The organism is Amycolatopsis sp. cmx-11-32 (assembly GCF_047608695.1).
GTDB lineage: Bacteria > Actinomycetota > Actinomycetes > Mycobacteriales > Pseudonocardiaceae > Amycolatopsis.
Window position 1 is genome coordinate 294,383 of sequence record NZ_JADNQN010000008.1, and the last position, 24,491, is coordinate 318,873.

21 protein-coding genes and 2 pseudogenes are annotated in these 24,491 nt (G+C 68.4%); 15 read left to right on the forward strand and 8 right to left on the reverse strand.

Annotated elements, in window-relative coordinates:
* Positions 1-57: 57 nt before the first annotated feature.
* From ACM6LR_RS24945 to ACM6LR_RS24955, 3 genes and pseudogenes are all read right to left on the reverse strand, one after another.
* Entirely contained in the window at positions 58-480 is a 423-nt protein-coding gene (locus tag ACM6LR_RS24945; protein WP_414941061.1) for a dihydroxy-acid dehydratase, read from the reverse strand.
* Positions 481-629: 149 nt separating this feature from the next.
* Positions 630-782 (reverse strand): annotated as a pseudogene (locus ACM6LR_RS24950) (dihydroxy-acid dehydratase); the annotation flags it as partial.
* Positions 783-1,039: 257 nt separating this feature from the next.
* Positions 1,040-1,267, reverse strand: a complete 228-nt coding sequence (locus tag ACM6LR_RS24955; RefSeq protein ID WP_414944610.1) for a hypothetical protein — start codon at positions 1,265-1,267, stop codon at positions 1,040-1,042.
* A gap of 225 nt (positions 1,268-1,492) precedes the next feature.
* Between ACM6LR_RS24955 and ACM6LR_RS24960 the strand changes: the two genes are divergently transcribed.
* The 3 genes from ACM6LR_RS24960 to ACM6LR_RS24970 are packed head-to-tail and all read left to right on the forward strand — an operon-like array spanning position 1,493 to position 3,666.
* Positions 1,493-2,152, forward strand: a complete 660-nt coding sequence (locus ACM6LR_RS24960; protein WP_414944611.1) for a GntR family transcriptional regulator — start codon at positions 1,493-1,495, stop codon at positions 2,150-2,152.
* Positions 2,152-2,655: a metallophosphoesterase family protein gene (locus tag ACM6LR_RS24965; protein WP_414941058.1), complete on the forward strand. Its 504-nt coding sequence runs from the start codon at positions 2,152-2,154 to the stop codon at positions 2,653-2,655. The genes ACM6LR_RS24960 and ACM6LR_RS24965 overlap by 1 nt, the downstream gene beginning before the upstream one ends.
* A gap of 18 nt (positions 2,656-2,673) precedes the next feature.
* Positions 2,674-3,666: a PHP domain-containing protein gene (locus ACM6LR_RS24970; RefSeq protein WP_414941057.1), complete on the forward strand. Its 993-nt coding sequence runs from the start codon at positions 2,674-2,676 to the stop codon at positions 3,664-3,666.
* 412 nt (positions 3,667-4,078) lie between these two features.
* Here the strand turns inward: ACM6LR_RS24970 and ACM6LR_RS24975 are convergent, their stop codons facing one another.
* Positions 4,079-4,234 carry a chitosanase gene (locus ACM6LR_RS24975; RefSeq protein ID WP_414941056.1) on the reverse strand — a complete coding sequence of 52 codons (156 nt, stop codon included), beginning with the start codon at positions 4,232-4,234 and terminating at the stop codon, positions 4,079-4,081.
* 112 nt (positions 4,235-4,346) lie between these two features.
* Positions 4,347-4,988, reverse strand: coding sequence for a GOLPH3/VPS74 family protein (locus ACM6LR_RS24980; RefSeq protein WP_414941055.1), 642 nt, complete (start codon positions 4,986-4,988; stop codon positions 4,347-4,349).
* A gap of 200 nt (positions 4,989-5,188) precedes the next feature.
* Between ACM6LR_RS24980 and ACM6LR_RS24985 the strand changes: the two genes are divergently transcribed.
* The 5 genes from ACM6LR_RS24985 to hrpA all read left to right on the forward strand — a co-directional run bounded on the left by ACM6LR_RS24985 (position 5,189) and on the right by hrpA (position 13,573).
* Positions 5,189-6,670, forward strand: coding sequence for an APC family permease (locus ACM6LR_RS24985; RefSeq protein WP_414941054.1), 1,482 nt, complete (start codon positions 5,189-5,191; stop codon positions 6,668-6,670).
* Positions 6,671-6,802: 132 nt separating this feature from the next.
* Positions 6,803-7,117: a hypothetical protein gene (locus ACM6LR_RS24990; RefSeq protein WP_414941053.1), complete on the forward strand. Its 315-nt coding sequence runs from the start codon at positions 6,803-6,805 to the stop codon at positions 7,115-7,117.
* Between the two features lie 40 nt (positions 7,118-7,157).
* Entirely contained in the window at positions 7,158-8,375 is a 1,218-nt protein-coding gene (locus tag ACM6LR_RS24995; RefSeq protein ID WP_414941052.1) for a cation:proton antiporter, read from the forward strand.
* 13 nt (positions 8,376-8,388) lie between these two features.
* Positions 8,389-9,552, forward strand: a complete 1,164-nt coding sequence (locus ACM6LR_RS25000) for a lactate 2-monooxygenase (RefSeq protein ID WP_414941051.1) — start codon at positions 8,389-8,391, stop codon at positions 9,550-9,552.
* A gap of 139 nt (positions 9,553-9,691) precedes the next feature.
* Positions 9,692-13,573 carry an ATP-dependent RNA helicase HrpA gene (gene hrpA / locus ACM6LR_RS25005; RefSeq protein ID WP_414944612.1) on the forward strand — a complete coding sequence of 1,294 codons (3,882 nt, stop codon included), beginning with the start codon at positions 9,692-9,694 and terminating at the stop codon, positions 13,571-13,573.
* 273 nt (positions 13,574-13,846) lie between these two features.
* On the opposite strand, the gene ACM6LR_RS25010 is transcribed toward hrpA, so the two are convergent.
* On the reverse strand, positions 13,847-15,544 hold the full coding sequence (locus tag ACM6LR_RS25010) for a bifunctional 3'-5' exonuclease/DNA polymerase (protein WP_414941049.1): 1,698 nt from the start codon (positions 15,542-15,544) through the stop codon (positions 13,847-13,849).
* Positions 15,545-15,699: 155 nt separating this feature from the next.
* Between ACM6LR_RS25010 and ACM6LR_RS25015 the strand changes: the two genes are divergently transcribed.
* Positions 15,700-17,334, forward strand: a complete 1,635-nt coding sequence (locus tag ACM6LR_RS25015; protein ID WP_414944613.1) for an acyl-CoA synthetase — start codon at positions 15,700-15,702, stop codon at positions 17,332-17,334.
* A gap of 76 nt (positions 17,335-17,410) precedes the next feature.
* Here ACM6LR_RS25015 and ACM6LR_RS25020 read toward each other — a convergent pair whose 3' ends face one another.
* Positions 17,411-18,349 carry a hypothetical protein gene (locus ACM6LR_RS25020; protein ID WP_414944614.1) on the reverse strand — a complete coding sequence of 313 codons (939 nt, stop codon included), beginning with the start codon at positions 18,347-18,349 and terminating at the stop codon, positions 17,411-17,413.
* Between the two features lie 259 nt (positions 18,350-18,608).
* On the opposite strand from ACM6LR_RS25020, the gene ACM6LR_RS25025 reads away from it, so the two are divergent.
* From ACM6LR_RS25025 to ACM6LR_RS25045, 5 genes are all read left to right on the forward strand, one after another.
* Positions 18,609-19,859: a S8 family peptidase gene (locus ACM6LR_RS25025; protein WP_414941046.1), complete on the forward strand. Its 1,251-nt coding sequence runs from the start codon at positions 18,609-18,611 to the stop codon at positions 19,857-19,859.
* Between the two features lie 101 nt (positions 19,860-19,960).
* Positions 19,961-20,713 carry an SDR family oxidoreductase gene (locus ACM6LR_RS25030; protein ID WP_414941045.1) on the forward strand — a complete coding sequence of 251 codons (753 nt, stop codon included), beginning with the start codon at positions 19,961-19,963 and terminating at the stop codon, positions 20,711-20,713.
* Positions 20,710-21,777, forward strand: coding sequence for a phosphotransferase family protein (locus ACM6LR_RS25035; protein ID WP_414944615.1), 1,068 nt, complete (start codon positions 20,710-20,712; stop codon positions 21,775-21,777). Before ACM6LR_RS25030 ends, ACM6LR_RS25035 begins: the two co-directional genes overlap by 4 nt.
* Positions 21,778-22,434 carry a histidine phosphatase family protein gene (locus ACM6LR_RS25040; RefSeq protein WP_414941043.1) on the forward strand — a complete coding sequence of 219 codons (657 nt, stop codon included), beginning with the start codon at positions 21,778-21,780 and terminating at the stop codon, positions 22,432-22,434.
* Positions 22,435-22,444: 10 nt separating this feature from the next.
* Positions 22,445-23,362, forward strand: a complete 918-nt coding sequence (locus tag ACM6LR_RS25045) for an SMP-30/gluconolactonase/LRE family protein (protein ID WP_414941042.1) — start codon at positions 22,445-22,447, stop codon at positions 23,360-23,362.
* Between the two features lies 1 nt (position 23,363).
* Here the strand turns inward: ACM6LR_RS25045 and ACM6LR_RS25050 are convergent, their stop codons facing one another.
* A complete protein-coding gene (locus ACM6LR_RS25050; RefSeq protein WP_414941041.1) occupies positions 23,364-23,834 on the reverse strand; it encodes a VOC family protein in 471 nt (156 codons plus the stop codon).
* Between the two features lie 62 nt (positions 23,835-23,896).
* Between ACM6LR_RS25050 and ACM6LR_RS25055 the strand changes: the two are divergent.
* Positions 23,897-24,407 (forward strand): annotated as a pseudogene (locus ACM6LR_RS25055) (helix-turn-helix transcriptional regulator); the annotation flags it as partial.
* Positions 24,408-24,491 lie beyond the last annotated feature (84 nt).

Genomic DNA, 24,491 nt, shown 5'->3' on the forward strand with positions numbered 1-24,491 from the left:
GCGTTTTGTGGGCTTGCAACTCGCCCGGTTGGGCGATCGGGCCACTCCGTCGGGTGGTCACTGGGCGTCAGGTTCGTAACTTTCACTCTTTCTGGTGAGGAAATTGAAGTCCCAACCCGCGTCGGCTTGCGTGATGTGTTCGGAGTACGACGCGCCGTAACCTCTTTCGTGGCGCGGGGCGGGCGGTGTCCACTGTGCTCGCCGGTGTTGCAATTCCGCATCATCGACGTCGAGGCCGAGTTGTCGCGAAGGAACGTCCAAGGTGATCGGATCGCCATCGCGGACCAGCGCGAGCGGTCCGCCGACGTGTGTTTCCGGCGCGACGTGCAGCACGCGCCGTAACCGGGTGCCGCTCATGCGGGCGTCGGAGACCCGGACCAGGTCCCGGACCCCCTTGGCCGGCAGGTGATCGGGCAGCGGCAACATCCCGTACTCGGGCATCCCGTGGCCGCCGAGCGGGCCGGAACCGTGCCGCACCATGACAGAATCCTCGGTGCTGCCGAGCGCGCGGGATCGTTGACGCGTGCCTCCAAGTCCTTGTGATCGCCGAAAGCCACCGCTGGTCCAGTGTGGACGAGCAGGTTGCCCCGAAGCACCGCGACGCCTCCTTCGGTGAGGCCAGGGTTGTCGCGGGTACGGATGACGTCATCGTTGTGCACTCGCGCCATTCCCAGTGAATTGCCAAGGGTTTCGCCGGTAACGGTGACGCGATCGGTGTGCAGCAGGTCGGCCAGCCGGGAGAGCAGGCCGGGAAGTCCTCCCGCGTGAGAGAAGTCCTCCATCAGCCAGTCCCCGCCGGGCCGGATGTTCGCCAGCACCGGGGACCCGGCGCGCGATCATGTCGAAATCGTCGATGGACAGCGGGATCCGCCCGCGGCCGCCGAGCGCGGTGGTGATCGCGTCGGCGTACGCGCGCTCGTCGAGGATCTTCGTGATGGTGAGGGTCCTCCCACGCCAGGTCCGCCAACCGCGCTCCGCTCGCCGCGGCCATCCGGTGGTGCGCCGGGCAGTGTCAGCCCGAGCACTTCGGCGACCGACATCATCGTGGGGCGGTTCCCATCGTCGTACAGGTGCCGGGGGAGCGGGCGAGCCCACGCTCCAATTCGGACAGTTCCTCGCCGCCGATCCTCCCGGCGCGCTTGTCGTCCCGGTACTTCCACAGGTCGGTGCCGCTGCCGAGCACCTCGGTCCGCCAGTGCCCACGCTCGCCGCGCCCATCAGGACCGCCGTCGATCGGGTAGGACCGCAGGATCTCCTCGGTCTCCATCGACAACAGGTTGCGGTAGAGCGTGGGTGTCGGTTTCTGGAAGGTCTCCGACAGCGTCGCGACCGGAACCAGGGGTTGATATCCCTCCAGGTGTGAGGATGGCGATGACCGGTTTACCGAGGTGATCTTCCGGGTTATGCCGAGTTGCCTGCTCCGGCCCGGTGGCCGCGGAGTTCCTCAGGGTCTTTCATGAACCGAGTATGACATCTCATATATGATTACCCGATGTCGTTGACCTTCAATCTGCCCGCTTCGCGCACCGAAGTGGTGCTCGAGGAGATTCGCCGCGGCATCCTCACCCGTGAGCTGAAGCCCGGTCAGCCGTTGGTCGAAGCCGAACTCGCGGCCCGGCTCGGGGTGTCGAAGACGCCCGTCCGGGAGGCGCTCAAGGTGCTGTCGAACTCGGGACTCGTGACCTTCAGCCCGTACAAGGGCGCGTCGGTGTGCGTGGTGGACGCGGAGCTGGCGAAGTCGGTCTACGACGTCCGCATGGTGCTGGAGCCCGAAGCCGTGCGCCGGTCGGTGGAACGCCGCTCGCCGGACCTGCTCGAAGACGCCACCGAACTGCTGAAAGAGGCGTCGGCGGCGATCTCGGACAAGGACCAGGTCGCGCTCAGCCTGCTCAACCGCCGGTTCCATCGCGCGCTCTACAGCGGCTGCGGCAACCCGCTGATGGTCTCGATGCTGGACGACCTCAAGGACCGCGCCGCGCTGATCAGCGCGGTCGGCTGGGAGACGAACCCCAGCTGGCGCAGGGAATGGAACGAGCACAAAGCGGTGCTGGCGGCGGCGAAGAAGGGGGATGCCGACGGCGCCGCCGGGTTGCTGCGTGCCCATATCGGCGACTTCCTGGCCCGGATCCTCGGGGCCATCGGGGACCGGTGATGCGCCTGCTGCTCATCGCCGACACGCATCTTCCGTCGCGCGCGAAGGCGCTGCCGGACCAGGTCTGGCGCGAGGTCGAAGCGGCGGACGTCGTCGTCCACGCCGGCGACTGGGTCGAGGCCGGCCTGCTCGACGAACTCGAGGCCAGGAGCAAGCGGCTCATCGGGGTCTACGGCAACAACGACGGGGCGGACCTGCGATCGCGGCTCCCCGAGATCGCGCGGGCCGAACTCGGCGGTGTCCGCCTGGCGGTCATCCACGAAACCGGCGGCAAGCAGGGGCGCGAGCGGCGCTGCGACGAACTCTTCCCCGAGACCGACGTCCTCGTCTTCGGGCACAGTCACATCCCGTGGGACACGGTCACACCGAAGGGGTTACGGCTGCTGAACCCGGGCTCGCCGACCGACCGGCGCCGTCAGCCGTTCTGCACGTATCAGACCGCGGAGATCCACGACGGCGAGTTGCGCGATGTCGCCCTGCATGAGCTGCCGTTACGCCGTTGACGGGGTAGACAGGTAGCCATGGAACCGGCGCAGGCGTTGAGGGAGATCGCGTTCCGGCTGGAGCGCGCCGGCGAGCCGACCTACCGGGTGCGGGCCTTCCGGCAGGCGGCCTCGGTGATCGCCAAGGTCAAGCTGGACGACCTGCGCAAACGTGCCGAGGCGGGCACGCTGACCGCCTTGCCGAACATCGGCAAGGCGACCGCGGCCGTGGTCGAGGACGTCCTCGCCGGGCGTCGTCCCGCGTACTTCGAGAAGATCGGCGAGCCGAAGCTGCCCGACGGCGGCTCGATGCGGGCGGCGTTGCGCGGCGACTGCCACACCCATTCGGACTGGTCCGACGGCGGGAGCCCGATCGACGAGATGGCCGAGGCCGCCCGCGCGCTGGGGCACGAATGGATGGTCCTGACCGACCATTCGCCGCGGCTGACCGTCGCCAACGGTCTTTCGCCCGAGCGGCTGCGGCGGCAGATGGACGTGGTCGCCGAACTGAACGAGACGATGGCGCCGTTCCGGATCTTGCACGGCATCGAGGTCGACATCCACCTCGACGGCACCCTCGATCAAGAGGAAGACCTGCTGGAGCGGCTGGATTTCGTCGTCGCGAGCGTGCATTCGAAACTGCGGATGCCCGCGAAGGAGATGACACCGAGGATGCTCGCGGCCGTCCAGCATCCGCGGGTCCGGGTGCTGGGGCACTGCACCGGGCGGCTGGTGATGGGGGCGCGGGGGAAGCGGCCCGAGTCGGAATTCGACGCCGAGGCGGTGTTCACCGCTTGCCGGGACAACGGGGTGGCCGTCGAGATCAACTCACGCCCCGAACGCCGTGACCCGCCGACACGCCTGCTGAACCTGGCCGTGGACCTGGGCTGCGACTTCGCGATCGACAGCGACGCGCACGCGCCGGGGCAGCTGGACTGGCTGGTCTACGGCTGCGTGCGGGCCACCGAGCTGGGGATCGAGCCGGACCGGGTGATCAACACGCGGACCGCCGAAGACCTGCTGGCCTCGTGAGTGCTGATTCGGAACTCCGTGAAGGCCTCCTTACCTACTTTCAGGCAGGGTCCTGGCAAAGTCGCAGAGCTGGTCAAGCGGGTCGTGAGTGGCGATTCGGGTTCTGCCCGACCCGTTTTGCCTACTGGCTGAAAACGGTGTCATCCTCCCCACCCCAGCCGACCGAGTTGACCTTGATCGACGGAGGATCGGGGACGTTGAGTGTCCCCCATCCTCCGTCGATCAAGGTCGGAGGCCCTGCGCCGTCGGGCTGATTCACGTGGGTAAGCAACTACCGGTCCGCCCTGACCCGACTTACCCACTCACGACCGAAGGGTGGCTCAGACGTCAAGCGCGGCCGCCCCCCGGTGTCGCGAAAGCCACTTTCGCGACACCGAAACGGCAGTTGCGCGACTTTGCCGGAGCCCTGCTTTCAGGGTAGGTAAGGAGGCTTCACGACATGCGGGAGGTGCCGGCGGGCGAGTGGGTTCTGGGGACCGAATTCATCGAGCAGGTCGCCGGTGCCGGAGCGGAACCCGATGATGCCGACGGTGTACCCGCGTCCGTCCCGGCGAGGCGAACACGACACGAGGCGAAACAGCGAGGCGAGGACGGAGACCGCGCCGCAAAGGAAATATCAATGAAAGGTATCCCTTTGCGTAGAGAATTGTCTCTTTCTGTTATTGCTGGCAGGAAAAGCGTCAGCGGCGGTCGCCGGTGTAGACGACGGCGGCGCCCACCGCGTCCACACCCGAGATCAGATCGGCCAGCGCCCGCGGGAGTTCGCGGTGGGTGGCCTCGGCCCACGCTCGCAACCCGGCGCGGTCGAGCTCCGGTTCGCAGAGGTCGTCGAGACCGATGGTCCAGGCCAGCAGGGCGAGGCAGACCGAATGCGGATCCGGTCGTTCGGTGCCGAGCACGGCGGCCCTCGCCTTGCTGCGCGCGGCCGTCGACATCAGCAGATCCCGTGGCGGGTACCGGTGATTCTTCCGCACGAGCCCCCGGTCGGTCTCGTGGTTGATCACTCCCGCGGCGAGCAGATTGTCGGCGACTGTTTCCCCGAGATCCTGACGGAGGTGGTCGACCCATTCCCGGACGGTGTGCCACTCGCCTTCGCCGAGGATTTCCGAGAACACCCGATCCAGCGCGGGATGGGCGAGGCCACGCCGCGACAGCGGCCGGATTCGCTTGCGCTCCACGGTGATCCGCTCGGCGAGGAGGAGATCACAGAGCGCGGAGCCTGCCATTCCGATGCCGAGCCCCGTGCGGCGCAGCACGGGTTTTCCGGTGAACTCGTCGTGGGCGAGGAAGAACAGGGAATCGACCAAGGTCAGCCGACGCATGAATGGCACGCCCCCCGGCGTTGTAGTGCGGGACGGCCAAAGTAGCGGTAGGCGGTGGACCACTGCGACCCGAGGTCCGTTTTTAGCCTGAACGGACGTATCTCACCGCCCTGCCCGGCCCTAAGGTTGGATGGCCTCTCAAGATCAAGAGCACGAACCGACCGTGTTCACCGCCATTCGACGTCCGGGGGGACGGGTCAATGGGTACGCACAGGCCGAGGCGTGTCCTCGGCCACCGGCGGCTCGGTGCCGCCCAGATCGTCTTCTTCGTCGTCGCCGCGGCGGGTCCGCTGTTCGCCATCGCGGGCGGTGTCCCGACGAACTACGCGGTCACCGGCAGTGTCGGTGTGCCGCTGTCGTTCCTCCTGCTCGCCCCGATACTGGGGCTGTTCGCGGTCGGGTACGCGGCGATGAGCCGCTACATCACCAACGCGGGCGCCTTCTATCCCTACGTCGCCAACGGTGTCGGCAAATCCACCGGCGCCGGGATCGCGTTCGTCACGCTGATCTCCTACAACGCCATCCAGATCAGCATCTACGGCCTGTTCGGCTGGTCGGTGTCGACCTGGCTGGGCACGCTCACCGGGTCCCCGCCGCCGTGGTGGCTGTGCGCGCTGGTGATGGTGCTGATCGTCGGCGCGCTCGGTGTGCTCCGGGTCGATCTCAACGCCAAGGTGCTCGGGGTCGCGCTGTGCCTCGAGGTCGCCGTCGTCGCGATCGTCGACATCGCGTTGTTCGCGAATCCCGCCGGTGGCAGTGTTTCCTTCGTGCCGCTGGAGCCGTCGAGCCTGTTCACCACCGGCGTGGGCGCGGTGTTCGCCTTCTCCGCCGCCGCGTTCGTCGGCTTCGAGGGCGCGGCGACCTACGGTGAGGAGACGCGCGAACCCAGCCGCACGGTCGGCAGGGCGACGTTCGCGGCGATCGGGCTCACGGCGGTGCTCTACGTCGTCTCGTCGCTCGCGCTGGCCGTGGGCACCGGACCCGACGTCATCGTGACCACCGCGGCCGCGCAGGGGCCGGACCTGCTGTTCACCCTGGCGGGCGAGCATCTGGGCGGCACGTTCTCCGACATCGCCTACACGCTCTTCGTGACCGGCCAGTGCGCGGCGCTGCTGAGCTTCCACAACGCCGTCGCGCGATATTTCTTCGCGCTGGGCAGGGAAGGACTGCTGCCGCACTCACTGGCCAAGACCAGCAAGCGCACCGGCGCGCCGGTGGCCGGTTCGGCCACGCAGACCGCGCTCGCGCTGGTCGTGGTGGCCGCGTTCGCGATCGCGGGCCGCGACCCGGTGACCGAACTGTTCACCTGGCTCGGTGCGACGGCGTCGACCGGCGTCGTGGTGATCATGATCGCCGTCTCGCTTTCGGTGATCGGCTTTTTCAAACGGCGCCGCCACGCCGAAAACGCATGGCGCCGCTGGATCGCGCCGGGGCTGGCGATGCTCGCGTTGTCGGCCGTTCTCGCGCTGATCCTGCTCAACTTCGACCTGTTGCTCGGCCCGGCGGGGACGTTCCTGTTGCGCTGGGGTCTGCCTGGCCTCATCGTCGTCGCGGCACTGGTGGGTTTCCTGCGCGCGGAAGTGCTGCGGACCAGGGATCCCGAGACGTACGCCGCGATCGGCGGCCCGCTCGAAGACGAGGGTGACCGACGCGAACCCGCCATGCTGAGGTCGGGGCGATGACCGTGCGCACCGCCCACTGTCCTAAATGGACACGGACCGGCTTTCGCGGTCGAGGACCGGCCGCCGATGCGCTCGATCCGTGACAGATCTCTCGCCGATCTGTCTATAAAGGACTGGTAAAGTGGCGGCCAGATGACGACGAACCGTGCCCCCGCCCCACGGCACCGTTCCGTCTTCTTTCTGCTGATCTTGCTCGTTTTCGCCTTCGTCACGCCGACCGTCCCCCACGGTCATGGCGGCGTCGCGAAGGAAGATGACCCCGTCGCCGTCTTCGCGACCCATCCGCTGCCCGCCTTCCATGGTGGCCAAGCCGTTCCCCTCGCCGACGCGCCCGCCGAAACGGCGACCGTCGACCTCCCCGACGCCGGACTCGCCCCTGCGCAGGGTGTGCCCGTCGTCGTCAGCCGTGCGGTGCCTCAGGCCGCCGCGCGGGCACCTCCGCGCTGATCGGCGTCCCCATCCCGCATCAGCCACCATCGGAGGTCTCATGAGTTCCGGTCATGCCCTGCTGGCCGTCGGCGGGGCGTTCCTCGCCGCCGGTGTCATCGCCAGAGCGGGCGCCCGCATCGGGCTGCCCACGATCCCTTTGTTCATGCTGGCCGGTTTCGTCTTCGGCCCCAACACTCCTGGACTGTCCCTTGTGGACGATCCGAGTGAGCTCGGTGTGCTCGCCGGGCTCGGTCTCGTCTTCCTCCTGTTCTACCTCGGCCTCGAATTCTCCCTCGACGACCTGGCCAACGGGGGTCGCAAACTCGTCTGGTCCGGGCTGATCTACCTGATCCTCAACATCGGCGGCGGGCTCGCGTTCGGCTTCCTGCTGGGCTGGGGGACAAGGGAGGCGCTGGTCATCGCCGGCGCCATCGGGATCTCGTCGTCGGCGATCGTCACCAAACTCCTGGTCGAAGCACGCCGGATGACCAATCCCGAGTCCCGCCTGATCATGGGCATCATCGTGATCGAGGACCTGTTCCTCGCGCTGTACCTGGCGTTGCTGCAACCGGTGTTGTCCGGTGCCGGGAGTTTCGGCTCGGCCATGGCCGATTTCGGCAAGGCCTTCGGGTTCCTGATCGTGCTGGCCGCGCTCGCCCGCTGGGGCGGCCGCGTGGTTTCGAAGCTGTTCGGCTCGGCCGACGACGAACTGCTGACCGTCTGCTTCGTCGGTGTCGCCGTGATGGGCGCCGCCGTCGCCGAAGAGGTCGGGGTGTCCGACGCCATCGGCGCGTTCATGGTCGGCATGATGCTCGGCGGCTCGAAGGTCGCGCCACGCATCCACAAGCTGGTGCTCCCGCTGCGGGACGCGTTCGGCGCGCTGTTCTTCTTCATCTTCGGCCTCGGCATCGACCCGAACGCGGTCGGTTCGGTGGTCGTGCCGGTGCTGATCGCGGTGGCGCTGACGATCGCGGCGAACCTCGGCGCGGGCGCGCTGGCCGCGCGACTGCACGGATTCGGCCGCCAGGCCGGGGTGAACATCGGGCTGACCGTGCTCACGCGCGGCGAGTTCTCGCTGGTGCTCGCCGCGATGGCCACCGCGGCCGGGCTGGACTCGAGGGTCGCGCCGTTCGTCGCGGGCTATGTCCTGCTGCTGGCCGTGATCGGTCCAGTCGCGGTCATCCGCTCGGAGAGACTCACCTGGTTGCTACCGGCGAGTATCGTCCGGGGTACTTCGACCCGCGAAGGCCGCGAAGAGGTGGCACGGGCGACGTGACGAGGAGGCCTGGGTGACAGAGCGGTTCGGCGGCTACCAGAACGAGATCTACCTGCGGGGGCTCGGCGGGACCTTCCCGCCGTGCTCCACCGACGCCACGAAGCTGGAGGAGTCGGCGAGGGAGATCCTGGAGCCCGGGCCGTTCTGGTACGTCGCGGGCTCGGCCGGTTCGGGCGCCACCGCGCGCGCCAACCGGGAGGCGTTCGACCGCTGGCGCCTGGTGCCGAGGATGCTCACCGGCTCCACCGAGCGCGATCTGTCGACGACCGTCCTGGGGACGCCCGTGCCGGCGCCGGTGCTGCTGGCGCCGGTCGGCGTCCAGTCGATCGTGCACGAGGGCGCGGAACCGGCTGCCGCTCGCGCTGCGGCGTCGGTCGGTCTGCCCTACGTCATGTCGACGGCGTCCTCGACGAGCATCGAGGACGTCGCGCAGGCCAGTGGCGAGGGGCCGCGCTGGTTCCAGCTCTACTGGCCGACCGACAACGACGTCTGCGCGAGCATCCTGGCGCGGGCGAAAGCAGCGGGCTTCACCACGCTCGTGGTCACGCTCGACACCTGGACCCTCGCGTGGCGCCCGAACGACCTCGACCACGCGTACCTGCCGTTCATCAAGGGCGAGGGACTCGGCGTCCCGCTGAGCGACCCGGTGTTCCGCGGCCTGCTGGAGAAGACGCCCGAAGAGGACGCGCCCACCGCGATCCTGCGCTGGATCTCGATGATCACCGGCACCGACAGCACCTGGGACCGGCTGCCGTTCCTGCGTGAGCACTGGGACGGGCCGATCGTCCTCAAGGGAATCCAGCACCCCGACGACGCGCGCCGCGCCGTCGAGGCCGGGATGGACGGGATCGTGGTGTCCAACCACGGCGGTCGCCAGGTCGACGGCGCCGTCGGCTCGCTCGACGTGCTCCCGGAGATCGTGGCCGCGGTCGGCGACCGGCTCGAGGTGCTGTTCGACTCCGGGATCCGCACCGGCGCCGACATCGCCAAGGCCCTCGCGCTCGGGGCGAAGGCCGTGCTGGTGGGGCGGCCCTGGGTGTACGGGCTCGCGCACGCGGGGGAGGACGGCGTCCGGCACGTGCTGCGAAGCCTGCTCGCCGACCTCGACCTGACCATGGGCCTGTCCGGTCACCGCACCCTCGCCGACCTCACTCCCGCCTCCCTCGCACGCCCCTGACCCCCCGCGTTTAGTCCTCTAGTTGCGGTAGTTGGTGGTGCGAACTACCGCAACTAGAGGACTAGTTGCGGGGGGTGGTGGTGACGTGAGGGATATTCGGGAGCCCTGATCGTCACGCGCGGCTATCCTGGTGCCGGTCATGGCTTCCACAACTTCCCCGCTCGGCGCCCTGCGCGCTCGCTTGCCCGAACTCATGTCGCGCGACGAGCACCGCCTCCGGCGACGGCTCGACGGTGCCCGGAAAGCGCGAAACGCCGAGGACCTCGCCGCCCGGATCGAGGCCGACATCGAGGCCGCGGAATTGCGGGTCACCCGCCGCCGCGACGGCGTCCCGAAGATCTCGTTCCCCGAAGAGCTACCCGTCAGCCAGCGCAAGGACGAGATCGCCGCCGCGATCCGCGACCACCAGGTGGTGATCGTCGCGGGTGAGACGGGCTCCGGGAAGACGACCCAGCTGCCGAAGATCTGTCTCGAACTCGGACGCGGCATCCGCGGCCAGATCGGGCACACGCAGCCGCGGCGGCTGGCCGCGCGCACGGTCGCCGACCGGATCGCCTCCGAGCTGAGCACCGAACTCGGCGAGGCCGTCGGCTACAAGGTCCGGTTCACCGACCAGTCCGGCCAGGACACGCTGGTCAAGCTGATGACCGACGGCATCCTGCTCGCCGAGATCCAGACCGACCGGATGCTGCGACAGTACGACACGCTGATCATCGACGAGGCGCACGAGCGCAGCCTCAACATCGACTTCATCCTCGGCTACGTCAAACAGCTCCTGCCGCGCCGCCCCGACCTCAAGGTGATCATCACCTCGGCGACCATCGACCCGGAACGCTTCTCGAAGCACTTCGGCGACGCGCCGATCGTCGAGGTCTCCGGCCGGACGTATCCGGTCGAGGTCCGCTACCGGCCGATCATCGACCCCGACGATCCGGACGCCGACTCCGATCGCGACCAGACGCAGGCCATCTGCGACGCCGTCGACGAGCTCCAGCACGAGGGCCCCGGCGACATCCTGGTGTTCCTCTCGGGGGAGCGGGAGATCCGGGACGCCGCGGACGCCTTGTCCAAACAGGACCTTCGCAACACCGAGATCCTGCCGCTGTACGCCCGGCTCTCGTCGTCGGACCAGCATCGTGTGTTCCACCGGCACACCGGGCGCCGCGTCGTGCTCGCCACCAACGTCGCCGAGACGTCGCTGACCGTGCCGGGCATCAAGTACGTCGTCGACCCCGGCACCGCCCGGATCTCGCGCTACAGCCACCGCACCAAGGTCCAGCGCCTGCCGATCGAGCCGGTCTCGCAGGCGTCGGCGAACCAGCGCAAGGGCCGCTGCGGCCGGACCTCGGACGGTATCTGCGTCCGGTTGTACTCCGAAGACGATTTCGACGCGCGGCCCGAGTTCACCGATCCGGAGATCCTGCGGACCAACCTCGCGTCGGTCATCCTGCAGATGACCTCGCTCGGCCTCGGGGACATCGCGGCGTTCCCGTTCGTGGAGCCGCCGGATCGTCGCCAGGTCACCGACGGCGTCCAGTTGCTGCAGGAACTCGGCGCCTTCGACATGACCGACGGCAAGAAGCTGACCGAGACCGGCCGCAAACTCGCGCTGCTCCCGGTCGACCCGCGGATGGCGCGGATGGTGCTGGAGGCCTCGCGCAACGGCTGTGTGCGCGAAGTGATGATCATCGCCGCCGCACTGTCCATTCAGGACCCTCGTGAGCGGCCGGCGGAAAAGCAGCAGGCGGCGGACGAGCAGCACGCGCGGTTCGCCGACAAGACGTCCGACTTCCTGGCGTACCTGAACCTGTGGGAGTACGTCAGCGAGCAGCAGAAGGCGTTGTCCACCAACCAGTTCCGCCGGTTGTGCCGCAACGAGTACCTGAACTACCTGCGCATCCGCGAGTGGCAGGACATCTTCAGCCAGCTGCGTCAGCTGGCCAAACCGCTCGGCATCACCCTCAACACCACCGGCCCGGCCGATCCGCAACGTGTGCACACGTCGCTGATCGCCGGGCTGCTGTCACATGTGGGACTCAAGGACCCGGCCAAGGGGGACTATCTCGGCGCGCGCGGGGCGCGGTTCTCGGTGTTCCCGGGTTCGGCGCTGTTCAAGAAGCAGCCGCGATTCGTGATGTCGGCCGAACTGGTTGAGACCTCGCGCCTGTGGGGCCGGGTCAACGCGCGGATCGAGCCGGAATGGGTCGAGCCGCTCGCCGGGCACGTGGTGAAGCGGAGCTACTCCGAGCCGCACTGGGAGCGCAAGCAGGGCGCGGTGATGGCGCTGGAGAAGGTGACGCTGTACGGCGTCCCGCTGGTCGCCGATCGCCGGGTCAACTACGGGCGCATCGATCCGGAACTGAGCCGCGAACTGTTCATCCGGCACGCGCTGGTGGAAGGCGACTGGGAGACCAGGCACCACTTCTTCCGCGAAAACCGCGCGCTGCTCGATGAGGTCGAGGACTTGGAGAACCGGGCCCGCCGCCGCGACATCCTGGTCGACGACGAGACACTGTTCGAGTTCTACGAGCAGCGCGTCCCGGCAGACGTCGTCTCCGCGAGGCATTTCGACAGCTGGTGGAAGAAGGCGCGGCACACCGAGCCCGACCTGCTGAGCTTCGAGAAGACGATGCTCATCAACGAGACCGCGGGCGGCGTGCGCGAGGCCGACTACCCCGATTTCTGGACTCAGGGCAGCCAGACCTTCAAGCTGACTTACCAGTTCGAGCCGGGCGCGGACGCGGACGGCGTCACCGTGCACATCCCGCTGCCGGTGCTGAACCAGGTCACCCCGGACGGCTTCGACTGGCAGGTCCCCGGCCTGCGCGAAGAACTGGTGACGCAACTGATCAAGTCGCTGCCCAAGGCGATCCGGCGCAACTTCGTGCCGGCGCCCGACCACGCGAAGCTGGTGCTGTCGCGGGTCGGCCCGGCCGACGGTCCACTGCTGCACGCCGCCGCCGACGAACTGGAGGCCTTGCGCGGGGTGGTGATCCCCGACGACGCCTGGCAGCTGTCCGCGGTACCCGAACATCTGAAGATGACCTTCCGCGTGGTCGACGTCCGCGGCAAGAAGGTGTCCGAGGGCAAGGACATCGAGGCGCTGAAACGAGACCTGTCCGGCCAGGTGCGCGCGACGATCTCGAAGGCCGCCGACAGCATCGAGCGCCAGGGCTTGACGACGCCCGCGTTCGGCGAGCTGCCGAAGGTGTTCGCGAGCAAGCAGCGCGGGCACGACGTCAAGGCGTATCCGGCGCTGGTTGACGAGGGCGGCACCGTCGCGGTGCGGCTGCTGGACACGCCGGGACAGCAGGAACAGTCGATGTGGGCGGGTACGCGGCGGATGCTGCGGCTGAACCTGCCGTCGCCGATGAAGTTCATCACCCGCAATCTGGGCAATTCGTCGAAGCTCGTGCTGAACCGCAATCCGCACGGGTCGGTGGCGGCACTGCTCGAAGACTGCGTCGACTGCGCTGTCGACAGACTCGTGGGTGACAACGGCGGCCCGCGCTGGGACGAAGCCGGTTTCGCCGTCCTGCAGGAAAAAGTGCGTGCCGGGCTGAACGCCGGAGTGCTCGACGTGCTGACCAACGTCGAGAAGATCCTGCGCGCGGCGAACGACGTCGAAACGCGGCTGGCCGACACCCGCGGCCCGGCGGATTCGCTCGCGGACATCCGGGCACAGCTGGACGGATTGGTGCGCAAGGGTTTCGTCACCGAAACCGGGCAGGACAGGCTGAAGCACGTCGTCCGGTACCTGCGGGGGATCGAACGGCGGCTGGAGAAACTCCCGACCGAACCGACCCGCGACGTCCAGCGCACCGGCGACGTCGCGTGGCTTTGCAACGAGTATCAGGCCGCGCTCGACGCTCAGCCGCCAGGGACCTCGTCCCCGGCGCTGCGCGAGATCCGGTGGATGATCGAGGAATTGCGGGTGAGCTTCTTCGCCCAAACTCTCGGCACAGCTCACCCCGTCTCGCTGAAGCGCGTCATCAAGGCCCTGGACGACGCAGCCTCCTGATCACGCGTGTTGTCTGCCCAATCACGAGAGTTCGCCGCCCAATCACGAGAGTTCGCCGTTCAATCACGCAAGCCCGCCGCCTGATCACGCGCGTCGTCCGTTCAATCACACGTGTTTGCCGCCCAAGCACGCGTCTTCCGTGGCGTGGAAAGTGGAACGCGCTTGATCGGAGGCGGAACTCGTGTGATTGAACGGCGAACTCGCGTGATCAGGCGGCGAGTTCGTGTGATTGGGCGGCGAACTCGCGTGATCAGATGGACGACACGGTGCGGGTCACTTGGCGTCGGCGTAGGTGTCCACGGCGGCGATGTGCAGCGGGAACCGGACCGGGCAGGCGGCACCGAACATCATCCTCGCCGACTCCGCCATGCTGTCCACAATGGACTGCGAGATCTCGTCGGCGAACTCGGCCGGGGTGTGCACCAGGACTTCGTCGTGCTGGAAGAAGACCAGGTGCGCGGGGGAGGGGAGCTTGCCCCGCAGGGTCGCCAGCAGGACCGCGGTCATGTCCGCCGCGCTCGCCTGCACGACGAAGTTCCGGGTGAACCGGCCCCAGCCACGCGACGCCTGACGCGCCTTCGTCTCGGCCGCTTCGTCGTCGGTGGAGCCGCCGGTCAGCGCGCGCCAGGCTTCCGACGGCGCGGGCGACGTCCGGCCCAGCCGCGAGCGGACGCGCTCGCCGCGTTCCCCGGCCTGAGCGGCACGCTCCACATAGGACACCGCGTCGGGGAACCTGGTCCGCAGCAACGCCAGCAACGGACCGGCCTCCCCGGACGTGCCGCCGTACATCGCCGACAGCATCGCGATCTTCGCCCGGTCGCGATCGTCCCTGTCGTCCCAGGCGGGCACCGGCACGCGACGCACTCCGGAGAACATCGCCTCGGCGAGGCTCGCGTACAGATCCGTGGCCGCGGCGACGTCGGCCAGCTTGCGGTCCCCGGACAACGCCGTCAGCACCCTCGGCTCCAGCTGCGCGGCGTCGGCGACCACCAGTTTCCAGCCCGGATCGGCGCGGACGCAGGTCCGGAGCACTTTCGGGATCTGCAGCGCGCCGCCGCCACGGCTGGCCCAGCGGCCCGAAACGACCCCGCCGACGATGTAGTGCGGGCGGAACCGGCCGTCGTGCACCCATTCGTCGAGCCAGGTCCAGCCGTTGGCCGAATGCAGCCGCGCGAGTTCCTTGTACTCCAGCAGCGGCGGGACGGCGGGATGGTCGATGTCGCGCAGCAGGTACTTCCTGGCCGAGGTGACCTCGATGCCCTCCCGTCCCAGCGCCCGGACGACGCTGGCCGGAGCGTCCGGGTTGACCGGACGCCCGCCGAACGCGTCGCTGATCTTCGCCGCCAGTTCGACCAGCCGTTTCGGCCGCTGCCCGGCCGGGACGCGCGGCCCGAGCTGGTCGGCTAGCAACTCGAGGTGCAGGTCGGCCCGCCACGGCAGCCCGTCGGCCGACATCTCCGCGGCCGCCAGCGCGCTCGCCGACTCCGCCGCGAAGAGCAGCCGAAGCCGCTCCGGATGTTCGGCGAGCGCGACCCGCTTCTCCTGCTCGGCCAGCACGCGGCGGGCGGCCTCTACGACGGTGACGCCGTCGGGCAGTTGCGGGCCGCGCGTCTCGAACAGCGTCGGCTGGTCGTCCTCGGCCCAGGGCGGCGGCTCGTCGGCGGGCGCCTCCTGTCCGTTCGCCCTGGCCAGCGCCGCGTGCAGGCTCCGCGACTCCTGCGGGCGACCCTCATGGGCCAGCAGCAGGCCTTCGGTCAGCGCCAGGTCGTGACACCGCCGCACCCGGACGCCTGCCTTGATCAGTGCCGGGTACGCCCGCTCGACCGACGGGAACACCCAGCGCGGTGCGTGCTCGGCTTCCAGGCCTCGCACCTTCTCAGCGAACTCCGCGAGCTTCAGGCCCCGCAGCGTTTCGCCGGGAAACGAGATCGCGAAGTCGCCATCTTCCTCTTGACCTGCGAACGCCTGCACGTTGCCATTGTGCTAGTTCCTACCGACATTTCTGTCACCAGCGGGTTAATGCGCCGCAGCTACCGGTCGGCTACTGTCGAGTAGCAACCCCATACCGCCGGTACGCGAACGACGGCGGCATGGTGTCTCGCCGCAGCAGCAACGGAGGTGCCCGGATGAGAAACCCCACCGGCCTCGCCACCATGGTGGCGGGCAAGGTGACCGAGACCGTGCGGAGCATCGACGTGATGCGCCAAGCGGGCCTGCTCCCGATCCCCCGGGTCGACGAGGGCCTGCGCTCGCTGGTCTTGGTGCGGAAGTGGGGCCCGTTCGCCGGCGCCAACATGATCGCCGCCCGCCGGGACCCGGCCGCGACCGGCATCATCGACGAGCTCGGGCCGCTGACCTTCAAGCAGCTCGACACCCAGTCGAACGCGCTGGCCAGGGCATGGGCCGAACGCGGCCTCGGCCCGGGTTCGGTGATCGCCGCGCTGTGCCGCGACCACCGCGGTCTCGTGCTGACGATGCTCGCCTCCGGCAAACTCGGCGCGAAGCTGCTGCTGATGAACACCGGATTCGCCAAACCGCAGCTCGCGGATGTCGCGAAGCGCGAAGGCGTCACGGCGCTCGTGTACGACCAGGAGTTCACCGACCTGCTGGAAGCCATCGAGGGCGACGTCGAGCACTATCTCGCGTGGGTCGACACGGACTCCGCACGTCAGGGTGATATCCCGGTCGTCACCGAACTGGTGGCCAGCACCGACGACCGCCCGTGGCCCGCGCCCGCCAAACCGGGCGGGTTCATCCTGCTGACCAGCGGTACCACCGGGACGCCGAAGGGCGCGCCCCGGCCGCACACCTCCGCGCTCGCGTCGGCGCAGTTCCTGGACCGCATCCCGCTGCGGACCGGCGAAGCGACCTACATGGGCGCGCCGCTGTTCCACGGCACCGGGTTGTCGCAGTTCATCCTGTCCTTCGCGCTCGGCTCGAAGGTCGTCATGCGGCGCAAGTTCGTGCCGGAGGAGACGTTGCGCGGGGTCGCGGAGAGCCGCTGCACCACGCTGGTCCTCGTGCCGACGATGCTGCAGCGGATCGTCGACCTGCCCGAAGAGATCCGCGCCAAATACGACACCTCGTGCCTGCGGATCATCTTCGTCGCGGGTTCCGCGCTGTCCCCGGACCTCGGGAACCGCGCGACCGCCGCGTTCGGGGACGTCGTGCACAACCTCTACGGCTCGACCGAGGTCGCGGTCGCGACGGTCGCGACGCCCGAGGACTGGCGCAAGGCGCCGGGCACGGTCGGCCGCGCGCCGGTCGGCTGCAAGGTCGCGTTGTACGACGAGAAGGGCGGCAAGATCACCGAGCCGCACGTCACCGGCCGGGTGTTCGTCGGCAGCGGGCTGAGCTTTCAGGGCTACACCGACGGGCGGAACAAGGAGATCATCGACGGGCTGCTCTCCAGCGGCGACGTCGGCCACTTCGACGAGGACGGCTTGCTGTTCATCGACGGCCGCGACGACGAGATGATCGTCTCCGGCGGCGAGAACGTCTTCCCGATCGAAGTGGAGAACCTCCTGGTCGAGCGCGAGGACGTGATCGAGGCGGCGGTCGTCGGCGTCGACGATCCCGAGTTCGGGCAGCGGCTGAAGGCGTTCGTCGTGCGGGCCGACGGCGCGGATCTGGACATCGAGGGCGTGCGCGAGTACGTCAAGGCGAACCTCGCCCGGTACAAGGTGCCGCGCGACGTGGAGTTCCTCGACGAACTACCGCGTAACGCGACCGGGAAGGTGCTACGGAACAAGCTGCACTAGGGCTTGTCACCTGGAGGTGAAGAACGCCGGGGACTCTGAAGCCGTTGATCAACATCACCGAAAACCAAGTCCCCGGCTAATACTCCCAGTCGATGCCGAAGACACCGGGACCGAAGTCGAGCGCGACGGCGTGGACGCCATGGTTCTGATCGAGCTTCAGGTCCCGGCGGTCCAGCGGCGATGTCCCCTGCCGGGAGTACTGCCAGCATTTCGTCGGGATGGTGTCCGGGTCGAACCGGATCTCCAGCAGGTACTCCCGGACGGGCCGCCGGAACTCGCGGTAATGCGTGTTCCGGCATTCCGGATACGGCGGCCCGGGGTTCGTCAGCGAATACTCGATCAGGTGGGTCTCGCCGCGGTCGATGGGCCGGTCGAAGAGCAGTTCGGCCACCGTGAGCCCGTGCTCGTCGTCGACCTCGGCGCGCCCGACGTGGCAGTTCCGCAGGGTGTTGAGCACCGGCGGTCCCGCCTCGGGATCACCTTGGGCGTAGACCAGCAGCCAGCGGTCCTGGCCGTCCGCGCCCGCCTGGAACACCGCCCGCGCGGTCACCGCGCGCTGTCCGCCGTCGGCGGCGATCTCGCACAGGTCGTGCAGGCCGACCAGTTTCAGCTGATGGTGTTGTTCGAGCGCGTTGGGAGCGCCGACCTTCTCCAGCAGGGCCTGGAGCGCTTCGAACGGGAAGGTCATCGGCTGTTCGGTGGTGGCGCGGCTGCGGCGTGACGCCGCCCCACGTGGCCGAGGCGGCGGCAGCAGGCTGAGCAGTGAACCGGCGGGAATCGCCAGCACTTCTTCGAGGACCCGCACCGCGGACAGCGAACTCTGCCGTTCCGGCTGTCGTTTCCCCGATTGCCAGTAACTCAACGCGGTGACACTGACCGACGCGCCGCGCGCCAGGAGCCGGGCCTGGATGCGGTCGAGACTCAGCCCGCTGGTCGCGATGGCCGACCGCAACGCGGTGGCGAACGCCGTACGCGGCTGGTCGTCCTCGTTCGTGATAGCGCTCCCCACCGCCATATGCTGCTGACCGCCCCCATCTGCCGCTTCTTGACATCGCTCGGTTGATAACAACACGAATAACTTCAACAGTCCGGGGTAACACTCCAAGGGCGCCTTCCGTCAGGCGAAAACGCCTTTCCGGACGAGCGCCGCTACTCCCTTCGGTCTAGTACTGGTAACTGTGAATCATTGCCCGGCCCATGGCGCACCGGTTTGCATGACCTCAGCAACGATCATCCTCCCGGGTGATCCGCACGGTGCGGCAGGAAGGGATCCAGTGAGCAAGTCCCGGAAAAACCTGAAGTCCCGAAAGACCCGGAACGGCTTGATGGCGGGGGTCGCCCTCGCCGGTGTGACCGCGGCGGTCGCCACCTTCGGTGCGGGTCCGGCCAATGCCGACCAGCAGGGCGAGATCCGCGGCGCCGGTGCGGCCAACGCGGTCGGCGGCAGCTACATCGTCGTCCTCAAGCCCACCGCCGTCGGCCAGGGCGTGGCCGTGGCGGGCGAGGTCACCGCGAACGTCGCCGCCAAGGCGCAAGGCCTTACCGGTCGATATGGCACCACGCTTTCCCGCACGTTCGGTTCGGCGCTGAACGGCTTCTCGATCAAGGCCGACGAGGCCGCCGCCAAGCGTCTCGCTGCCGACCCGCAGGTCGAGTACATCGTCCAGGACAAGACGTTCAAGATCAGCGAGACCCAGGACAACCCGCCGTCGTGGGGCCTCGACCGCGTCGACCAGGCGGACCTGCCGCTCGACAAGAAGTACACCTACCCGAACAAGGCCGACGACGTCACCGCGTACGTCATCGACACCGGTGTCCGCGGCACGCACGGCACCTTCGGTGACCGCGCCGCCGGCGGCAAGGACTTCATCGACAACGACGACACCCCCAACGACGAGCACGGCCACGGCACGCACGTCGCCGGCACCATCGGCGGCACCGAGTACGGCCTGGCCAAGGGCGTGAAGATCGTCGGCGTCCGCGTGCTGGACGCCAACGGCAGCGGCACCACCGAAGGTGTCGTCGCCGGTGTCGACTGGGTCGCGGCGAACGCCAAGGGCCCGTCGGTCGCGAACATGAGTCTCGGTGGTGGCGCGGACGACGCCCTCGACGAGTCGGTTCGCGGTGCCATCTCCAAGGGCGTGACCTTCGCGCTCGCGGCGGGCAACGAGTCTTCCGACGCCGGCACCACTTCGCCTGCCAGGGTGAAGGAGGCCATCACGGTGGCCGCCAGCGACAAGACCGACAAGCAGGCCGGCTTCTCGAACTACGGCTCGGTCGTGGACCTCTACGCCCCGGGTGTCGACATCACCTCGTCGTGGGGCACCGGTGACGACGCCACGAACACCATCAGTGGTACTTCGATGGCTTCGCCGCACGTCGCGGGTGCTGCCGCGCTCTACCTGTCGGCCCACCCCGACGCCACCCCGGCTCAGGTCTCCGAAGGCCTGGTCGCCGCGGCGGCCGACGGCAAGATCAGCAACCCGACCGGTGGCACCGCCAACAAGCTGCTCCAGGTGAAGTAGTAGGCCTTCCGGACAGGCTGCCCCCGGCGAATCCTAGGCGCCGGGGGCAGCCTTTCGTCCGGAGGGCGCCGAACTTGTTACCAACCGGTACGCTCCCGGACATGGTCCTGCGGAAGAACATCCTGATCACCGGGGCGAGCTCCGGACTCGGCGAGGGAATGGCGAGGCAGTACGCCGCCAGAGGCCGCAACTTGGCCTTGGCCGCCCGCCGTCTCGACCGGCTCGACGCTCTCGCCGCGGAGCTCAAGAAGGCGTATCCCGGCATCACCGTGGTCACCCGGAAGCTGGATGTGAACGACCACGACCAGGTCTTCGCCGTCTTCGAGGAGTTCCGCGAGGAACTCGGCTCCCTCGACCGCGTGATCGTGAACGCGGGCCTCGCCAAGGGACAGCCGATCGGCTCCGGCCGGTTCGACGCCAACCGCCAGACCCTGCAGACCAACTTCCTCGCCGCGGCCGCCCAGATCGAAGCCGCCGTCGGCATCTTCCGGAAGCAAAAGGATGGTCACCTCGTGGTCGTCTCCTCCTTCTCGGCGCTTCGCCCCTTCCCCGGCAACATGACCGCGTACGCCGCTTCGAAGACGGGCGTCTCGGCGCTGGCCGAGGGCACCCGGATCGAGCTGATGCGGACGCCGATCAAGGTAACCCAGCTGCTGCCAGGGTTCATCGAGTCGGAGATGAACGCGGACATCTCCAAGATCCCGCTCGCCATCAAGGCGGAGGCCGGCGCGCTGGCGCTGGTCAAGGCGATCGAAACCGAGAAGGCGAAGGCGTTCGTGCCGTCGTGGCCGTGGACCCCGCTCGCGAAGGTGTTCCGGTTCGTCCCGGCGTCGGTGCTGAAGAAGTTCGCATGACCCTGGGCTCGGACAAGACGGTCGAGGTTCGTGATGAGGACGCGTTCGACCCGGCCGCGGTGCACACCTGGCTGACCGGACGGGTGCCAGGGCTCGGCGATACGCCGCCCGAGGTCCGCCAGTTCCCCGGCGGCGCCTCGAATCTCACGTACCTGCTGACCTACCCCGGCCGGGAGCTGATCCTGCGGCGTCCGCCCGGTGGGCACAAGGCCGCGTCCGCGCACGACATGCGCCGCGAGTTCCGGGTCCAGCGGGCGTTGCGGCCGGTCTTCCCTTACGTGCCCGAGGTGCTCGCCTTCTGTGACGACGAAACCGTGCTTGGCGACGACTTCTACGTGATGGAGCGGCTCGAAGGCCTGATCCTGCGCGGGGACCTGCCTTCGGGACTGGATCTGGCGGCGGAGAGCGCGCGTGAGTTGTGCGGCAAGGTCGTCGACAGGCTGGTGGAATTGCACGCCGTCGACGTCGGGGCCGCGGGACTGGCCGACCTCGGCAAGGGCGCCGGATACGTCGAACGCCAGGTGCGCGGCTGGTCGGAGCGGTTCCTCAAGGCGCGCACGGAGAACGTCCCGGACTGCGCCGAGGTGATGGCGTGGCTGAAGGAGAATCAGCCGTCCGAGGTGAAGATCTGCCTGATCCACAACGACTATCGGCTCGACAACCTGGTGCTCGACGACGATCTCGACATCGTCGGGGTGCTCGACTGGGAGATGGCCACGCTCGGCGATCCGCTGATGGAGCTCGGCAGCACGCTGGCGTACTGGGTGCAGGACGACGATGACGACGTCATGAAGCTCAGCCGTCGTCAACCGACGCACGTGCCGGGCATGTACAAGCGTGAAGATTTCGTGCGGCGGTACGCGGAGCGATCCGGCCTCGGGATCGGCGATTGGACGTTTTACGAGGTGTACGGCCTGTTCCGGCTCGCGGTGGTGATCCAGCAGATCTACTTCCGTTTCCACGAAGGACAGACGGACAACCCGGCACTGAAGGATCTTTGGCAGTTCGTCGGCTATCTGGACGGGCGCTGCCGCCGGATCATCGCGAAGGGAGGACACGCGTAGATGGGCGCGATTTACCTGGTCCGGCACGGGCAGGCGTCCTTCGGTGCGGAGAACTACGACCAGCTCTCGCCGCACGGCTTCGAACAGTCCACTGTGGTCGGTGCGGAACTGCTGCGGCGCGGCGTCGAATTCAGTCAGGCGCGCTCCGGTTCCCTCGCCCGGCAACGGGACACGGCCGCGACGGCGTTAAAGGTGCTCGACTCCGGGATCGCCGTCGTCGAGGACGAGCGCTGGAACGAGTACGACCACGTCGACATCGCGAAGTACCACGCCGCCGGTGTTCAGCAGACCGATTCGCGGGCGTATCAGGCCGCTTTGGACGGCGCGCTGAGCGCGTGGATCGCGGCGGGGGCCGCCGGGCCGTGTGCCGAGACCTGGCCTCAGTTCCTGGAACGGGTCAAAGGCGCGCTGGCCGATCTCGTGGCATCGCTGGGCAAGGGTGAGCACGCCGTCGTCTTCAGCTCCGGCGGGGTCATCGCCACGGTCTGCGGCGCGCTGATGGGCGCGCCCGAGGCCGGGCTGCTGAAACTGAACCGGGTCACCGTGAACGCGGGCATCACCAAACTGGTGTCCGGCCGCGGCGGGGTGACCATGCTGTCGTTCAACGAACATCCGCATTTCGAGGCGGAAGCCGCGGAACTGCTCACCTACCGCTAGGAGACACGCGATGGCGTTCGGCGAGGTCACGGTCATCCCGGTCAACGGGCACGGTCCCGAGGACGTCCTTGTCGACGACCAGGGCCGGATCTACACCGGCGTCGACGACGGGCGCGTCCTGCGCGTCGCGCCGGACGGCAAGCGGATCGACGTCCTCGGTGACACCGGCGGCCGACCGCTGGGACTGGAGTTCTACGGCGACGACCTCCTGATCTGCGACGCCAAGGCCGGGCTGCTGACCATGCCGCTCGCCGGTGGCGCCGTCACCACCTTGGCGACTTCGGCGGTGGGTCTCGACTTCGTGTTCTGCAACAACGCCGCCGTTGCTTCCGACGGCACGGTGTACTTCACGGACTCGTCGCGGCGCTTCGGCATCGAGAAGTGGCGTGACGACCTGATCGAGCAGACCGGCGGCGGGCGCCTTCTGCGGCGAACCCCGGACGGCGAGTTCGAGCAGCTCGCCGACGGTTTCCAGTTCGCCAACGGCGTCGCGCTGCCGCCCGACGAGTCCTTTGTGGCCGTCGCCGAGACCGGCGCCTGCCGGGTCGCCCGTGTGTGGCTGACCGGCGAGAAGGCGGGCACGCGGGACTACCTGGTCGACGATCTGTGGGGCTACCCCGACAACATCTCGACCGGCAGCGACGGGCTGATCTGGATCACCGTGGCGAGCCCGAAGGTCCCCGCGCTTTCCTTGGTGCAGAAGCTTCCCGCGCCGTTGCGGGCCGGTGTCCGCGCGCTGCCGACGTCGCTTCAGCCCGCACCCGCGCGGGAATGCGGGGTGCGGGGTGTCACGCCCGACGGGAAGCAGGTGCACGAACTGCGCGGGGAGATCGACGGGTTCCATGTGCTCGTCGGGGTCCGCGAGCGGGCCGGAACCCTGTATTTCGGCTCCCTGGAGGACAACGCGATCGCCGTGACGACGGTCTGAGTCAGTCCAGGCAGAATTCGTTGCCCTCGGGGTCGTTCATCACGATGAAGCCGAGGCTCAGCGGCTGCTCGGGCTCGAAGCGCTGAATCCGCTTCGCCCCGAGTGCGACGAGCCTGTCGCACTCGGCTTCGAGCGCCGCCATCCGCTCGTCCCCCTGAAGCCCGGGAGCGGCGCGGATGTCGAGGTGGACGCGGTTCTTGGCGATCTTGTCTTCCGGGACCTGCTGGAAGAAGATCCTCGGCCCCTCACCTGCCGGGTCTTCGAGCGCGGACCGGCTGTTGCGCTGTTCCTCGGGCACGCCCACGCGCTCGAGGAATTCGTCCCAGGCGTCCAGTGGGTCGGTGCCCTCGGGCACCTCGACCCCCGGCGGGCCGGGGTGGACGTAGTGCAGGGCGTCGCGCCAGAAGGTGGACAGCGCCTTCGGGTCGAGGGCGTCGAAGCTGACCTGGATTTCGCGGCTCTTGTGGTTCATGGGATTACTCTGGCACGCCTAGCGGACAGGATCGGTCCGCTATCTCTGACACAGTGGGTGACATGGAGGCGGAACGGGGTACGACGGAGCGGGTGCTCACCCTGCTCGGGCTGCTGCAGCAGCGCGCCGTGTGGACCGGCCCTGAACTGGGGGAACGACTCGGCGTCACCCCGCGCACGATCCGGCGGGACATCGAGCGGCTACACGCGCTCGGCTATCCGGTGCGGTCCAGCAACGGCGTCGGCGGGGGTACCAGCTCGGCCCCGGCCACGACATGCCGCCACTGCTGCTCGACGACGAGGAAGCGATCGCCACCGCGGTCTCGCTGCTCGCCGGCGCGGGCAGCGGTGACGCCGCGCTCCGAGCCCTCACCAAACTCGACCGGGTGCTGCCGACCAGACTGCGACACGAGGTGCGCGCGCTCTCCGGCTCGGTGGTCTCCTTCGACGGAAGCCGCGCGCCGATCGACCCCGACGTGCTGATGACACTGGCCAGGGCCTGCCGGGACGAGGTCGAGGCGGGTTTCGACTATCCGTTTCCGACGGCCTCGCTCGGCGTCGGGTCGAAAACTATGACGCCCACCACATTCACCATTTGGGTAGACGGCGGACCCACCAACCTGCGCAACCTCACACTGCTCTGCGGTTTCCATCACCG

Coding starts and splice junctions, on each gene's coding strand:
- ACM6LR_RS25030 (WP_414941045.1), top strand. CDS start 19,961: ATGGTCCTGCGGAAGAACATCCTGATCACCGGGGCGAGCTCCGGACTC.
- ACM6LR_RS24960 (WP_414944611.1), top strand. CDS start 1,493: ATGTCGTTGACCTTCAATCTGCCCGCTTCGCGCACCGAAGTGGTGCTC.
- ACM6LR_RS25015 (WP_414944613.1), top strand. CDS start 15,700: ATGAGAAACCCCACCGGCCTCGCCACCATGGTGGCGGGCAAGGTGACC.
- ACM6LR_RS24945 (WP_414941061.1), bottom strand. CDS start 480: ATGGTGCGGCACGGTTCCGGCCCGCTCGGCGGCCACGGGATGCCCGAG.
- ACM6LR_RS25050 (WP_414941041.1), bottom strand. CDS start 23,834: ATGAACCACAAGAGCCGCGAAATCCAGGTCAGCTTCGACGCCCTCGAC.
- ACM6LR_RS24995 (WP_414941052.1), top strand. CDS start 7,158: ATGAGTTCCGGTCATGCCCTGCTGGCCGTCGGCGGGGCGTTCCTCGCC.
- ACM6LR_RS24965 (WP_414941058.1), top strand. CDS start 2,152: ATGCGCCTGCTGCTCATCGCCGACACGCATCTTCCGTCGCGCGCGAAG.
- ACM6LR_RS24955 (WP_414944610.1), bottom strand. CDS start 1,267: ATGGAGACCGAGGAGATCCTGCGGTCCTACCCGATCGACGGCGGTCCT.
- ACM6LR_RS24970 (WP_414941057.1), top strand. CDS start 2,674: ATGGAACCGGCGCAGGCGTTGAGGGAGATCGCGTTCCGGCTGGAGCGC.
- ACM6LR_RS24985 (WP_414941054.1), top strand. CDS start 5,189: ATGGGTACGCACAGGCCGAGGCGTGTCCTCGGCCACCGGCGGCTCGGT.
- ACM6LR_RS25020 (WP_414944614.1), bottom strand. CDS start 18,349: ATGGCGGTGGGGAGCGCTATCACGAACGAGGACGACCAGCCGCGTACG.
- ACM6LR_RS25035 (WP_414944615.1), top strand. CDS start 20,710: ATGACCCTGGGCTCGGACAAGACGGTCGAGGTTCGTGATGAGGACGCG.
- ACM6LR_RS24990 (WP_414941053.1), top strand. CDS start 6,803: ATGACGACGAACCGTGCCCCCGCCCCACGGCACCGTTCCGTCTTCTTT.
- ACM6LR_RS25040 (WP_414941043.1), top strand. CDS start 21,778: ATGGGCGCGATTTACCTGGTCCGGCACGGGCAGGCGTCCTTCGGTGCG.
- ACM6LR_RS25045 (WP_414941042.1), top strand. CDS start 22,445: ATGGCGTTCGGCGAGGTCACGGTCATCCCGGTCAACGGGCACGGTCCC.
- ACM6LR_RS24980 (WP_414941055.1), bottom strand. CDS start 4,988: ATGCGTCGGCTGACCTTGGTCGATTCCCTGTTCTTCCTCGCCCACGAC.
- hrpA (WP_414944612.1), top strand. CDS start 9,692: ATGGCTTCCACAACTTCCCCGCTCGGCGCCCTGCGCGCTCGCTTGCCC.